Source organism: Natronococcus sp. CG52, from assembly GCF_023913515.1.
GTDB classification, from domain to species: domain Archaea; phylum Halobacteriota; class Halobacteria; order Halobacteriales; family Natrialbaceae; genus Natronococcus; species Natronococcus zhouii.
Genome location: NZ_CP099391.1, coordinates 3,525,714 through 3,539,018, shown reverse-complemented (window position 1 = coordinate 3,539,018; position 13,305 = coordinate 3,525,714). Strand labels below are relative to the sequence as shown.

The 13,305-nt window shown below is 65.6% G+C and carries 16 protein-coding genes and 1 pseudogene; 5 read left to right on the top strand and 12 right to left on the bottom strand.

Going from position 1 to position 13,305, the window contains the following annotated elements; all coding sequences use genetic code 11:
* Positions 1-6: 6 nt before the first annotated feature.
* From NED97_RS17730 to NED97_RS17700, 7 genes are all read right to left on the bottom strand, one after another.
* Positions 7-1,452, bottom strand: a complete 1,446-nt coding sequence (locus NED97_RS17730) for an APC family permease (protein WP_252488341.1) — start codon at positions 1,450-1,452, stop codon at positions 7-9.
* Positions 1,453-1,538: 86 nt separating this feature from the next.
* Positions 1,539-2,261: a helix-turn-helix domain-containing protein gene (locus NED97_RS17725; protein ID WP_252488340.1), complete on the bottom strand. Its 723-nt coding sequence runs from the start codon at positions 2,259-2,261 to the stop codon at positions 1,539-1,541.
* Positions 2,262-2,318: 57 nt separating this feature from the next.
* Complete coding sequence (locus NED97_RS17720; protein ID WP_252490650.1) at positions 2,319-3,143, bottom strand: MBL fold metallo-hydrolase; 825 nt, start codon at positions 3,141-3,143, stop codon at positions 2,319-2,321.
* Between the two features lie 78 nt (positions 3,144-3,221).
* The gene (locus NED97_RS17715) at positions 3,222-3,545 is read right to left on the bottom strand and encodes a hypothetical protein (RefSeq protein ID WP_252488339.1); all 324 of its coding nucleotides are present in this window, start codon (positions 3,543-3,545) and stop codon (positions 3,222-3,224) included.
* Positions 3,546-3,996: 451 nt separating this feature from the next.
* Entirely contained in the window at positions 3,997-4,422 is a 426-nt protein-coding gene (locus NED97_RS17710; protein WP_252488338.1) for a DUF2237 family protein, read from the bottom strand.
* 62 nt (positions 4,423-4,484) lie between these two features.
* A complete protein-coding gene (locus NED97_RS17705) occupies positions 4,485-5,261 on the bottom strand; it encodes a PHP domain-containing protein (RefSeq protein WP_252488337.1) in 777 nt (258 codons plus the stop codon).
* A gap of 56 nt (positions 5,262-5,317) precedes the next feature.
* Positions 5,318-6,715, bottom strand: coding sequence for an ATP-binding protein (locus NED97_RS17700; protein WP_252488336.1), 1,398 nt, complete (start codon positions 6,713-6,715; stop codon positions 5,318-5,320).
* A gap of 152 nt (positions 6,716-6,867) precedes the next feature.
* Between NED97_RS17700 and NED97_RS17695 the strand changes: the two genes are divergently transcribed.
* Positions 6,868-7,236: a universal stress protein gene (locus tag NED97_RS17695; protein ID WP_252488335.1), complete on the top strand. Its 369-nt coding sequence runs from the start codon at positions 6,868-6,870 to the stop codon at positions 7,234-7,236.
* 2 nt (positions 7,237-7,238) lie between these two features.
* On the top strand, positions 7,239-7,802 hold the full coding sequence (locus NED97_RS17690) for a GNAT family N-acetyltransferase (RefSeq protein ID WP_252488334.1): 564 nt from the start codon (positions 7,239-7,241) through the stop codon (positions 7,800-7,802).
* Positions 7,803-7,808: 6 nt separating this feature from the next.
* Here the strand turns inward: NED97_RS17690 and NED97_RS17685 are convergent, their stop codons facing one another.
* Positions 7,809-8,267 (bottom strand): universal stress protein, encoded by a 459-nt coding sequence (locus tag NED97_RS17685; protein WP_252488333.1) that lies wholly within the window; start codon positions 8,265-8,267, stop codon positions 7,809-7,811.
* Between the two features lie 100 nt (positions 8,268-8,367).
* Here NED97_RS17685 and NED97_RS17680 point away from each other — a divergent pair, with 100 nt between their 5' ends.
* On the top strand, positions 8,368-8,817 hold the full coding sequence (locus tag NED97_RS17680) for a universal stress protein (protein ID WP_252488332.1): 450 nt from the start codon (positions 8,368-8,370) through the stop codon (positions 8,815-8,817).
* Between the two features lie 70 nt (positions 8,818-8,887).
* Complete coding sequence (locus NED97_RS17675; protein WP_252488331.1) at positions 8,888-10,189, top strand: DHH family phosphoesterase; 1,302 nt, start codon at positions 8,888-8,890, stop codon at positions 10,187-10,189.
* A 43-nt stretch (positions 10,190-10,232) separates the two neighbouring features.
* Here the strand turns inward: NED97_RS17675 and NED97_RS17670 are convergent, their stop codons facing one another.
* Both NED97_RS17670 and NED97_RS17665 read right to left on the bottom strand, forming a co-directional pair.
* The gene (locus NED97_RS17670; protein ID WP_252488330.1) at positions 10,233-10,931 is read right to left on the bottom strand and encodes a hypothetical protein; all 699 of its coding nucleotides are present in this window, start codon (positions 10,929-10,931) and stop codon (positions 10,233-10,235) included.
* Between the two features lie 97 nt (positions 10,932-11,028).
* Positions 11,029-11,457 carry a DUF5807 family protein gene (locus tag NED97_RS17665; RefSeq protein WP_252488329.1) on the bottom strand — a complete coding sequence of 143 codons (429 nt, stop codon included), beginning with the start codon at positions 11,455-11,457 and terminating at the stop codon, positions 11,029-11,031.
* 422 nt (positions 11,458-11,879) lie between these two features.
* Here NED97_RS17665 and NED97_RS17660 point away from each other — a divergent pair.
* Positions 11,880-12,394, top strand: a pseudogene (locus NED97_RS17660) (PadR family transcriptional regulator).
* Between the two features lie 43 nt (positions 12,395-12,437).
* Here the strand turns inward: NED97_RS17660 and NED97_RS17655 are convergent.
* A complete protein-coding gene (locus NED97_RS17655; protein WP_252488328.1) occupies positions 12,438-12,872 on the bottom strand; it encodes a DUF7112 family protein in 435 nt (144 codons plus the stop codon).
* A gap of 23 nt (positions 12,873-12,895) precedes the next feature.
* Positions 12,896-13,288: a 30S ribosomal protein S6e gene (locus NED97_RS17650; protein ID WP_252488327.1), complete on the bottom strand. Its 393-nt coding sequence runs from the start codon at positions 13,286-13,288 to the stop codon at positions 12,896-12,898.
* Positions 13,289-13,305 lie beyond the last annotated feature (17 nt).

The following is a 13,305-nucleotide window of genomic DNA, read 5'->3' as shown; positions in this document are numbered from 1 at the left end:
TCGCTCTCAGTCGTCGGCCGGTTCGCGGCCGTCAGGGACGTTCGACTCGTCGGATGGCTCGTGATCGCCGCGGATGTTCGGATCGTACTCGTCGGTCGGGACGCCGGGGAGCGTATCGAGAATCGAGTTGACGTCGGTCCCGGACCGCTGGCCCAGATACCAGTAGATCCCGAAGATGACGAGGCCGACGGCGAGCCACGGCACGAATACCGTGAGCGATCCCTCGTAGGCCTGGGATAGCAAGACGAGACAGCCACCGAGTCCGACCACGCCCGGAACGAAGATCCAGTTACCCGGGTCGAACGCCGCTTTCGACCGCAGCGTCGGTTTCGTGACGTAGACGTACATCGCAGTCAACGACGTCGCGCCGTAGGCGATCAGGTAGCTGAACGTCGCGATCGCGATCACCTGATCGAGTCCGCTGGTCCAGAAGGTGAGTCCGGTCGAGACCAGAAAGAGGGTGAGCAACGACCAGTGGGGCGTCCGCCAGCGGTCGTTGACCGCCGAAAACTGCGCCGGAAACACTTCGTCCCATCCCCAGCAGTACGGGAGCTTGATACCCGCGGCCATCACGGCGTGGACGCTCGAGGCGGTCGCCAGCAGGCCGCCGAAACCGACGACTGCGGTCGCGTTCAGGGGGAGGAACGTCTCGGCCGCGGTCGACAGGGGCCGATCGGAGTTCGCGAGGATCGTGTAGTCGCCGACGACGCCGTAGATGACGGCGGCGGTCCACATGTACAGGGCGACGAGAATCACCGTCCCGCCGACCATCGCCAGCGGCAGGTTTCGGGAGGGGTTTTTCACCTCCGCACCGATTTCACCCGCGACGGCGATCCCGATGTAGGCGTAAAACAGCGGCACTGCGGCCGCGAGAGCGCCCTCGAATCCGCCCGTGAAAAACGGGGCGTAGTTTCCGGCCTCGACGGTGAACGATCCCGGGACCACGAGCACCAGAATCGAGACGAGCAGGAGGATGAAGATGGCGTTCTGTGAGACTCCGTATCGACGGATTCCGAGCATGTTGACCAGAAACAGGACCGCGATCAGCCCGGCGCCGGCGAACCGCGGATCGACGCCGGGATAGAACACCTGCAGGTAGCTTCCGAATCCGATGGCCAGCACGGCGACGGCGGCCATGTACCCGAGCCAGAGCGACCACGTCGCGACGAACCCGCCGAGGCGGTTCCGGAACGCCCGCGAGACGTAGGAGTACGTCGATCCCGCCGCCGGGAAAATCGTCGCGAGCCAGCTGTAGTTGATTGCGATGGCCATCGCGATCAGCCCCGAGAGCGCGATGATGAGGATCACGCTGGGTCCGGTAGTCGAACTGGCCGTGCCGATCGTCACGAACAGTCCGGCACCGAGCGTCCCGGCGACGACGGTCGCGATCGCGGCGAACGGACCGACGTCGCGCGAGAGACTCCGTCCGGACTTCGAGTCGTTCTCTGCCATGTGGTGACATGGATCGGGGAGCGGATTATGTCCCCTCCCTAGATACACCGGGATCGAAGCACGGTGGTGCAGCGACGGCGAACCTCCTACTGTGAGGGATCGAGGAGTTTCGCCTCCGCCTTCCGCAGGTGCTCGAGAAACGTCGACTCCGCGATGTCGAGGTCCGCGGCGAGTTCCGCGGCCGACACCTCGCGCGGCCAGCGGTAGTAGTGCCTGTTTCGGGCGAGTTCGAACACCTCCCGCTGGCGCTCCGAGAGTCGGTCGGTTCGGAACATGCCGTCCGCAACGTCGTCGCGAAGCGTCGTCATCGACTCGACGGTCACGTCCGCCGAGTGCTCCTCGCGAACTTCGTCCAGTTTTTTCGCGACCGTCTCCCGGTCTTCGTGCGTCACGACCGTCCAGTACTCGCGCCCGTCGGCGATCCGAACGGGTTCGTCGGGGATGAAGCCGCGCGAGACGAGCGCGTCGTTGATGCTGTTGGCGAGGTCGTACTGCACGATGAGTCCGGTCGTCGCGTTCTCGGTTCCGGACGTCACGGCTTCCGTCGCGTGGTTCTGGTCGACCGTCCGGACCGAATCCACCAGCGACGACGCGCCGACCGCGTCGACGAGTTCCTCGAGTTCCCCGGTCGACCGGGCGTAAGCCGTGAACCGACCGGTCGCCATGTCGTCGATCCGGTGGACGCCGTGGCCGAGCAATCCGCCGGGAGCGTTCGCCGTGACCTCGAGCGTCCAGCAGTCGGGATGCCAGATGTCGAGTTGCAGTCGCGACCCGACGTCGACTCGATCAGTAGCGTTCGGTGGCGGCAATATAGTCCGGATTTCGGAGGGGGTCGACATAAACCTATTCGTCGGTACGGGGCGTCGTCAGATCACGTACTCCTCGCCGTCGATCGCGAGCGGATCCTCGAACGCCTCGCTCGCGGGATAAAAGTGTGCGACGTGGACGAGCCGCGTTCGGCTCGCGTCCAGTTCCTCGGCCAGCGCGAGCGCCCCCTCGCGGGTCGTGTGTTTCGTGCCGAACGTTCTCGGGACGCCGTCGGGACCCTCGTGTCGCCCGCCGATCGGGTGGGACGAACAGAGACTCGCCGGCACGATTCCGTCGGCCAGCAGGAGGTCGGGACCGGCGAGCACCTCTCGGGAGCGTTCGGGAACGTCGTACGTCGTATCGCCCGTGATCGACAGCTTCGCGCCCGTTTCCGGATCCTCGATCGCGACGCCGTAACAGACGAGCGGCGGGTGGTCGACCGGGACGAGCGTCACGTCGAGACCGCAGATGCGGACCGTCTCGAGCGGCGTCGTCGGCTGAACCGAGATCGTCCTGAGGTAGTGGTAGTCGTCGTCGACCGTCTCCGCGACGCTCTGACCGGTCTCGGGATCGGTCTCGTCCGCCGCGTAGACGTCCAGCGAGTCGAACACCCGGAAGACGTTCCCGAGTCCGTCGAGGTGGTCGAAGTGGACGTGGGTGATGATCCCGGCGTCGGGCAGGGGAACGTCGTCGCGCAGGAACTGGTAGCGAAAGTCCGGGCTGAAGTCGACCAGCAGCGACTCGCCGGTGCGCTCGTTTTCGACGTGAACCGAGAACCGGGTGCGTTCGACGTCGCGATCGCGAGCGAGTCGACAGGTCTCGCAGTCACAGCCGACCGTCGGCGTCCCGGTCGTGTCGCCGGTTCCGAGCAGGGTGACGCGCATCGACATCGCTACTCGTCCTCGTCGCCTGTCGCATCGCGCTCACGCGTCGGCTCGGATACGTCGTCGAACCGCCGGCGGCTACACATACACCTGCCCTTCCTCGAAGGCCGTTCGGATGAACGAGTGCTCCTCGCGGGCCTCGTACCGTTCGACCGGCAGGACGTGAACCGAGAACACGACGCCGTGCTCGAGCCCGACGTCGCGGGCGAGCGCCTCGAGTTCGCGCTCGCAGTCGGTCTCCTCGAGCACCAGCAGGATCTCCACCTCGGCGTGGACGCCGCGGTCGTCGCCGCGAACGGCGCTCCCGAACGCGACGAGGTGACGGATCGACTCGCCGTGTTCCGCCTGCGCTCGCTCGGCGAACGCCGCCGGGGCGTCCGTCTGTTCCGTTCCATCGCTCATTGGGCGATCATTCGGAGCCGTCGTATAAAGGGTGTTCCCCGCTCGCTCCGGGATCGGTGGTATCGACTCCTGTCATCCGTTGGCAGTGCTCTCGTACCAACTGAAACGAGTTCCACACCGATCGCATCGTCCGCGCTTCTCGCTCGAGTTCACCGATAGCCGTCGAGACCACGGTCCCGAATACGGAGTCCGAACGAACCGCTGCGCCGATCCGCTCCGTGAGCGACGGTGGCGACGTCGGAAGACTCGTATGACGGACTGGACGGAGGGAGAGACGTCTCTCAGCGGTCGATAAATCGGTGGACAGAAATTTCGAGTACCCCTACCCGCTGTCCACCCTTCTACCAGGACGGTCAGTGGTAGGTAGAATATACTTTGTGGTCACCCGACGCGTAACGGCCGTTCGTCCGATACGCTCCGAAGACGTCGTCCGCGAGGCCGTCTCGTCGATTCACTTCGACGACTTCATCCCGGAGTCGGAGTCCGTCCCCGTTCGATCGTCGCTCGCTCGCCGGTCGTACTCGTGTTCGCGGAGGAGGTCCGGCTCCACGTCCCGGAGGACGGCCTCGTGGGTCGACTCGAGCACCACCGGCGGCGCACAGCCCTCTTCCTCGGCCTCGAGCCAGCGCGCGAGACAGAGACACCAGCGGTCGCCCGGCTCGAGACCGGGGAACTCGAGTTCGGGTCGGGACGTCGTGAGATCGTTCCCCTGGGCCGCGCTGAACTGGAGGAACTCCTCGGTGAGGACGGCACAGAGCTCGTGACGGCCGCGGTCCGACTCGACGCGGCGACAGCAACCGTCCCGCAGGAAGCCGGTCGTCGGGTCGGTGCTACAGGGCTCGAGTTCGCCCCCGAAGACGTTCCGATCGGTGGTCATACCGGGACGTCGGACGGGGAGCGGAAAAGGATGGCGTCGCCGACGTCCGCCCGCTCACGCGGTTACTGGAGAGCCGGCGGTTCGACCGGCTCGAGGTCGTGGGTCGCGACGAATTCCTCGAGAAACGTCGCCCGTTCGCCGATCTCGCCGGGCCGATGGGAGTCCGTGCCGAGCGTGATCGGGACGTCGTACTCGCGCAACGCCTCGAGAAACTCCTCGTCGGGGTGGACGATCTCGGCCGCCGTCGTCGCCCGCCCGGCGTTGATCTCGGGGATCGTCCGCGAGTCGGCGAACGCTCGCGCGACCTCCTCGTAGTGGTCCACCGTTGCCAGCCCGCGCAACGGGGGCGTCCGCTCGATCAGGTCGAGGTGGGCCGCGACGTCGAACAGTTCCGATTCGACGAGCGCGATCAGCTGTTCGACGTAGTCGTCGACGACCGCATCGCGGTCCGACTCGGTCAGCTCCTCGAAGTTCGAGACGACTTGGACGTTCTCGTCCTCGACGGAGTGAACGCTCCCGATCGTGTAGTCGAAGTCGGCCTCCTCGAGAAAGGCCTCTATCTCGGCCGCGTCGCGGGGGTCGTAGTCCATCTCGACGGCGTCGTAGACGTCGATCTCGGTCCCCTCGCGGACCTGTTCGATGGCATCTAGACGCCGCTCGTAGGTGATGTCGAGATTGAAGCCGTATCGGTTACGGACGGCGTTAGCCTCCGTACGCGCGCTGATCGAACAGTGATCCGTGAAGCCGATTCCCTCGAGACCCGCTGACTCGGCCGCTCGAACCATGCTGGGGAGAAACGTCCCGTCGGAGTAGCTCGTGTGCGCGTGGAAGTCGTACATGCGTTATGTGCGCTCGACACCGGCCGACCAGTTGATCGTTGCGCTCGCTCGACCGCTCAGTGATCGTGGTCGTGGTCGTGGGAGTGGCCGCTCCCGTCGCTCGCCTTTCCGACGTCGCCGCCGGCGACGAGCGCGTCGTGATCGCCCTCGATCATGTCCATGTTTTTCAGGTTGTCCCGCTCCTCGAACTCCTCGACGGCGTTTAACAGGTCGTCCTGGGTCAGCATCGTCCGGTCCTCGGTCAGCGCCTCGAGGACGGCCTCGCGAAGGACCATCCGGAGGTCGCTGCCGGTCAGCCCCTCGGTAGCCTCGGCGATGAGTTCCGGATCGAACTCGTCGATCCGCATCTGTCGGGTGATCACCCGCAGGATGTCCGCCCGCATGTTGTAGTCGGGCTTGGGGAAGTTGACGATCTCGTCGAACCGCCGCCAGGCGGCGGCGTCGAGCTGATCGGGGTGGTTCGTCGCGCCAATGAGCAGGACGTCGTCCTGGATGAGCGAGATGTTGTCGATGCTCTTGAGCAGGGTGTTGACGGCTCGCTTGAGCGCGGCGTGCTCGTCGCTGCGGCGGGTCTTGGCGACGAAGTCGAACTCGTCGATGAAGAGGATACACGGCGAGAGCCGCTTTGCGACCTCGAAGGTCTTGTCGACGTTCTTTGCCGTCTCCCCGAGGTATTGGCTCGTGATCATCGAGAGTTTGACCTCGACGAACGGCAGGTCCATGTCCTGGGCTAGCGCCTGCGCCGTGGAGGTCTTCCCGGTCCCCGGCGGACCGACGAACAGGAGCTTGCCGATCTCGCGCAGCCCGATATTCGCGAGGTAGTCGCGGTGTTCGATCGCCTTCGCGATCTTGTCGATCTCGGCCTCCTGGCCCTCCGTGAGGACGAGATCGTCGAGCGTAACGTCGAGCTCTTCGGGCGCGCGAACGTCGACGAGATCGAGCATCTCCTCGTCGTCCTCCTCGTCGAAGTACTCCTCGAGCAGGCCGTCGATCCAGACTCGATCCGCCTGGATCGGGCGGTTCTGTTCGCGGGCTTCCTCGTGGCTCACGTCGACGTCGTACTCGTCGTGTGCCGCGAAGTACTTCGCGAGCGTCGGGTTCTCGAGCATGCGCTCGGTGTCGACTCGATCCACGTACCACTGCTCGGCCATCTCCTCCTGCGTGAGCGTGATCGTCCCCGAGAACTCGTCGCGGTCGGTGAACATCAGGCCCGAGATGGCTTCCCAGGGGCGGTCGACGCCGGTCGCCTCGCGCGCGGTGCTGTTCGTCGCCGAGAGCGGACGGCTAATTCCGGTGCGCGTCCGGTCGTCGTCGTCGTCGCTGCCTTCGCTCCCGCCGGTCCAGAAGACCCGACGATACGACGGCGGGAGATCGTTCTCGTCCAGCGTCCTGTCGTCCGAATACACGCTCGTCGTGAGCACGAACTCGACGACATCGAGCGCTGCGTCACTCATTCGGTCAACGTATTCTCCACGCACTCTTAACGTCGTCGTCATCCGCGTCATCTGCGACAGCCACTGGAGCGTTCAGTTTCCGCTTCCATCAACTCCCTTGCAACCGGTCGATCGGCACAACGGTTTTCGTCCACCGGCTCACACACGTACGCATGAACGTGCTGCTGGGTCTCGCGGGAAGCGACGAGTCGGTCAAGGCGCTGCGCCGGACGATCGAGCGAACCGGTCAGACCGGCGACGAACTCACCGTTGCGGTCGTCGAGAAATCCGAAACGGATCGGACACAGGAGGAGATGTACCGCCAGGCCGAGAAACTCCTGTCGGAAGCCGGTCTCGACGCACCCATCGAACGGCTCGAGGGCGATCCGGGAAGCTCGCTGGTCGATTACGCCGAACAGGGCGAGTTCGATCAGCTGGTGATCGGCGGCGGCACCCAGAGCCCGATGGGGAAGATCCAGCTCGGCTCGGTCACCGAGTTCGTCCTGCTGAACGCGCCGACGACGGTCAAACTGGTGCGATAACGATGGTCGAACGAGTGTACCCGGACGAACGATCCGGTCCGTTTCCCGCCCCGCCGAGGACCGCCGAGGATCAGTCCGGCCGGCAGATCGAGATTCGATCCGTCGACGGCATCGAGGGGGAGGCCCTCGACGATACCGTCGAGATGTACGCGGAGTTCGACCCCGCCGACCGGGCCCAGGGGATCCCGCCGACCGGCGAGGAACGGATCCGTGACTGGCTCGAGACGATCGCGGAGAACAGCGTCAACGTCGTCGCCTATCACGGCGAGAACGTCGTCGCCCACGCGGTGCTCGTTCCCGACGTCGACGATCCGTCGACGATCGCCGAAGCGGGCGACACCGAGTGGGAACTCGCGATCTTCGTCCTGCAGGACTACCAGCGCGCGGGGATCGGTACGACGCTTCTGAACCACCTGCTCGGGCACGCGAGCGAGCGCGGCATCGAACACGTGTGGCTGACGGTCGAACGCTGGAACACGCCGGCGATCGCACTTTACGAGCGCGTCGGCTTCGAGCCGACCGGGACCGAGAGCTTCGAGCAGGAGATGGGGATCCGACTCGAGTGAGCGCGGCTACACCGACAGGACGGGCTGGCTCGCGTACGAGAGAACGTACTCGGCGGCCTTTTCGAGGACCTCCGCGGACGTCCCGGTCACGGGCTCTCGCGGCAGAACGATGCAGTCGGCGTCGACGGTATCGGCGATGTCGAGGATGACGTTACCGGGATGGCGAGTCTTTTGCGTCGTCGAGAACCCGTGATCGACCGACGTCGATAGTGAGACGCCGTTGTCGGCGGCGATGCGGCCGATATCGTCGAGAAATCCCTGCGTGCTGTCGGCGACGGCGGCCTCCTCGACCGTTCCGGCGTCCAACCCGCGGACGACGCCACGTCCGAGCACGAACAGCGCGTGAACGGATGCGTCGTATCGGTCGGCGACGGCGACGGCGTACTCGACGGCAGTCGCGGATTCCTCGCTGCCGTCGACCGGGGCGAGAACCGTGTCGACGGTAAACGGCTCGCTGTCGTCCATACGCGGCAGTGTGTGGCCCGGCGTCAAAAAGACTCCCCACCGTCGCCGACGGTCGGGTGCGATGGTGAGTGTTTAAGCCGCCTCGCTCGTAGATTGAGGTATGTTCGACACGGTCGTCGTCGCGACTGACGGCTCCGACAGCGTGAACCGCGCCGTCGACGTCGCTCTCGATCTCGCGGACCGGTTCGACGCCGACGTTCACGCCCTCTCGGTGATCGACGCGAGCGAGGTCGACGCCTCGCCGGAACAGCTCCGCGAGGAACTGCGCACCGCTCTCGAGACGACCGCCGACGCCGCCATCGCCACCGTCGCAAGCCGGACGAACGCCGAGGTGACGACCGCCGTCCGCGAGGGACGCCCCGCCGCCGAGATCTGCGAGTACGCGCGCGAAGTCGACGCCGACGTCCTCGCGACCGGGACCCGCGGCCGCCACGGAGAGAATCGCCTGCTGCTGGGCAGCGTCGCCGAGCGCGTCGTCCGCCGTTCGCCCGTCCCCGTACTGACAGTCAGACAGCTCGAGACGACCGACGACGCCGCCGCGGACGCCTGAGAACCACGACTCGGACCCTTTCGGGGCCGAGACCGGCGGTTACTTCCCACCGGATCCCTCATTCCGGGACATGTACGACGAACTCATCGACAGCGGCGACCTCCCGCTCGCCCGGAAATCGGTGCTCCCGGGAACCGGCTTCTTCCTTCCCGACGACGTCGAGGAGGATCTCGAGGACGAGCAGACCGAAGCGGCCCTCGAGGGTGCCGAGGTCGCGGTCGTCGCCGATCCGGACGCGGACGGACTGGCCTGCGTCGCGCTGCTCCGCGAGGCGTACGACGACGTTCGGAACGTCCCGGAACCGGCAGACGACGGCGACGAGTCGGACGGCGTGACCGACGCGGCGAACGACGCCGACGAGGAGAACGTCGTCCTCGCCGCCGGAAGCGCCGACGACCCGCTCGAGGAGCCCGAACCGACGCCACACGGCGTCGCGCTCATCCCGGCGAGCCCCCACGACGTCGAGGACGCCCTGGCGCGGGTCGCCGAGTACGGCGACGACGGCATCGATCTCTTCGTCTGTGACCTCTGCCCGGACCGGTACGAGTACGTCGAGGACGAACTCGACGCGGCCGTCGAGACCGCGGACCGGGTTTCGTGGTACGACCACCACCAGTGGGGCGACGACGTCGCCGAGGCGGTCCGGGAGGCCGGCGTCGACCTCGTCGTCGGCGACTCCGACGAGGAGTGTACGGCCGACGTCGTCTACCGCTCGCTCGAGTACGAGTTCTCCCCGATGTACGAGGAACTGGCCGCCGTGACGCGGGATCACGACCTCTGGCTGCGCCAGGATCCGCGCAGCGACGACCTCGCCGACTACGCCTACTGGACCGACCCCGCCGAGTACGTCGAGGTCGTCCGCGAGTACGGCGTCGACCTGCCCGAGTGGGTCCAGGAGTTCCTCGGCGACCGGCGCGTCGAGAAGGAGGCGCTCATCGAACAGGCCGTGGGCCGCTCGGAGTTCCGCGAGATCGGCGGCTACACCGTCGGTATCACCTACGGCCGCTGTTCGCAGAACGAGGTCGCCGAGGCGATGCGCGAGCGCGGTGCCGACGCTTCGATCATCGTCAAACCCGCCGGCTCGGCCTCGATCCGCGGAACCGAGGCGTTCCAGCGCTGCCACGACGTCGCGGGGCAGGTCAACGGCGGCGGCCACCCGAAGGCCGCGGGCTGCAAGCCCGACATCTACGACGACATGCTCGACTACGCGATGCACTGGACCTCCCGCGGCGCGGTCGCGAAGCAGGTCCTGCTCGACGCGTTCCGGGACGTCGCCGAAGCGGAGGAAGCAGAAGAGGCGGCGGACGAACGGGACGAGCGGTCGGAGTCCGGTGAAGCGTCCGCGGCGGACGAAGAGTCGGAGTCGGCGTAACGCCGCGTTCGTCGCCAGGGGGCGTCTCGAGACGCCTTCGGGATCAATTCTGCGAGAGGAAGTACCGCATCACCAGCTGCAGGACGTGGACGAACACACCGGCGACGGCGATGTAGACGCCGATCGTCTGCAGGGCGACCGAGGCGTCGCGCTTGTCCCGGACCTGCCAGATCTCGTACCCGAGCCGGAGCATGAAGCCGAGGAAGATCAGGACGAAGCCGACCAGCAACAGCTCCTGAAGGATGAACGTTCCGACGAGGATCACGCCGATCCCGCCGAGGAACGCGAAGTTCGCGAACTTCCCCCAGTGCTCGAACGTCGTCGAGCGCGCGTAGACGTAGCCCGAGATCAGGGCGGTCAGGATCGCGGTGACGATCGCCGTCACGCCGAGGATCGTGAGTCGAGCGTCCGGCGGTGCGAACGAGATGACTCCCGCACCGAAGATCCCGAAGGCGAGCTGGAGAATCACCATTCCGATGAACGCGATTCCCATGTCGCCGTTCGTGACGCCGCGTTCGGCGACGATCTCGCCGCCCATGATCGCGGCACCGTAGACGAGGACGCCGACGATCGGGGCCGCGAACAGGTAGCTGTTGACGACCGCGAGCGGCGTCATCGCGAAGACGTACATCAGCGCGACGGTGATCGCCATCAGCCCGCTCGCACCGCCGATCACCTGCACCTCGCGACTCGAGAGCCCGAAGCCGCGCTCGGTCTCGTGTGGAGTTTCGAAGGAACTCATTGTCCGTTACTATCCGGGCTGACAGGAAAAGGCTGCTCCTTACGGTTGCTCACGCTCGCTCGGAGCCGATCGCGCTCGATTGCGGCCGACTCGGAGCTCACTCGTCGGTGGCGTTCCAGCGGTCGGAGTACGCCGTCTCACAGGTGCACTGCGCGTAGGCGTGGACGACGGCGCCTTCGGCGTAGATGCCGCCGACGTCCTCGTTCTGTTCCTCCGCGAAGGCGAAGATGAACTGTGGCTCGTGTCTCTCGTCGTCGTCCGCGTTAGGACAGGTGCCATCGGTGAGGTCCTCGACGATCGCTCCCTCCCGTTGCATCGCGGTCTTCGCGAAGCCCATCGCGTCGGTGCCGGTCGCGGCCTCGAACGCGTTCCGGCCGCTCTCACCGTCGACGACCATCACGATGCCGTTCTCGACTGGATCGCCGAACTTCTCGAAGCGCTCGTCGGAGACGTAGGAGTCGGCCAGGAACAGCGCGACGTCGTCCGGCCGTTCGCCGGCGAGAAACTCCGCACGTGGATTGCTCATGGGCCCTGTTCGTCGCTCGAGTGGGAAAAAGGGCGCGTCATTCGTCGGCGCGGACGGGCCGCCGAACGTCGTGCCAGGAAGGTCCACGCAACCCGGCTCGAAGCTCGAGATCGGACGCGGCGAGTATCACGCGCCCCTTCTGACGCCATTTCTTCGCTACTTTCAGGACGCGGTTAACGAACTCGTGAACGTGACTTGCGAATGCGTCTGTAGATGATGTTTGTTATCCGCCAGTTCGAGAATGTAACAGTGACGCGGGATTCGCTCTATAGTACCAACTGAAACGGTTTCCACACCGATCTCACAGCCGTCCTGCGATCGGGTGTGCACTGATTCTCAGTGGCTACTATCTACCAACGGTCGACGCACGATGGATGCCTCTGAGAGGCGACGCGTAAACACAGCCGTACTACTGACCACTAATGCGCAAGACTCCCCCTGACCCCGAATCGGTATTCGGAGCGCTATCAGAAACACTGGCGGACGCAAAACGGGTGTCACACGATAGGCGGTTCGACGCCGATCTCGAGTCGACCGACGATGTCGACCAGACGTTCGACGAACTGTGGAAACGGCTAGACGATGCGCTGTCGGTCGGCGGTGTCCGGTTCGACGAGGCGCTCGTCAAGGAGAATCTCCTCGAGGAGATTCTCCTCCTGTTCGTCGCGCTTCACGACGGGACACGCGGCACGGAACTCCTCTCCGACCTCTCTCGGATCTTCGAAACGCAACTGAGCCCCGGAACGGTTCCCCCCGTCTCCACGACCTGGAGGAACGAGACGTCCTGGCGATGCACGCGAAAGTCCAGACGAGAGAGTACTCCATCGAAGACGAGGAGTACGTTCGCACGACCGTCGAACGAGCGATGGTGCAGCATCTGGCGTTCGGGCTGCTGCTGTACGAGTTCCTGCCGCAGCTCCGGGCGGACGACCAGTAACGGCCCCGACTCTGGACGGGGAACCGCGGCGGGGTTTGGTCACCTACTCCTCGAGATTTTTCGCGATATCGCTCAGACTGCTGTTTGGCGGCTCGCGAGCGTCGTAGTAGACCGTTTCACCGGGGGATCGAAGCCCGTAGAGGAACTCCGGTTCGACGACGTCGATCAACACCGAGCCGCCGGTACGGACGTTCTGGTCGTCGATCCACTCCCGGAGCCTATCGGGACCGTCTCCGGGATTTCGGACCTGGTCGGGCGTATCGTAGATGCCGGGAACCGACAGCTCCTCGCCCGTCAGCGCTCGTTCGACCGTCGCGAACCGTTCCGTTCCGTTGAGGACGATTCGGACGACCTCGCCGGTGGCGAACGCGTCGCGGTCGTCTGCGGGGATCTCGAGTTTACTGCCTGTCGCGGTCTCGGCACACGTCGAGCGGACGGTCCGAACTGACGGGTGGTCGCTCGAAACTCTGTCTGCCATCGTGAGTAGAAAGAACGGGGTCGTTACTCGTCGTCGCTGCTCAGGAGTTCGTCGACGCCGGTGCTGCCGTGCTCGACGATCGAGGCGTTAACCTGGGCGACGGCGTCGGAGAGCTCGCGGCCGCGAACCGTGATTCGGCGTCGCTCGCCGTCTCGGTTCGGTCGGTAGCCGACCTGCTGTTCGTTCATCAGGACTTCCTCCAGGCCCGAGCCGCCGATGTCGGGGTTGAGCGGTCGGCCGGCGTCGTCGGAGCCACCGGTGATCTCGAGCGTGTAGCCGTCGAGACCGACGGCGCCGCCGTCGACTTCCTCGCCGATCGACTTGCCGATGAACCGGTTCGCGTCCTGTTCCTCCGCCTCGAGCTGGTAGGTCGACCCGGAGTCCGGGTCGCCAACGACGACTGTGAAACTTGCCATGCCCGGCAAAAAACGGC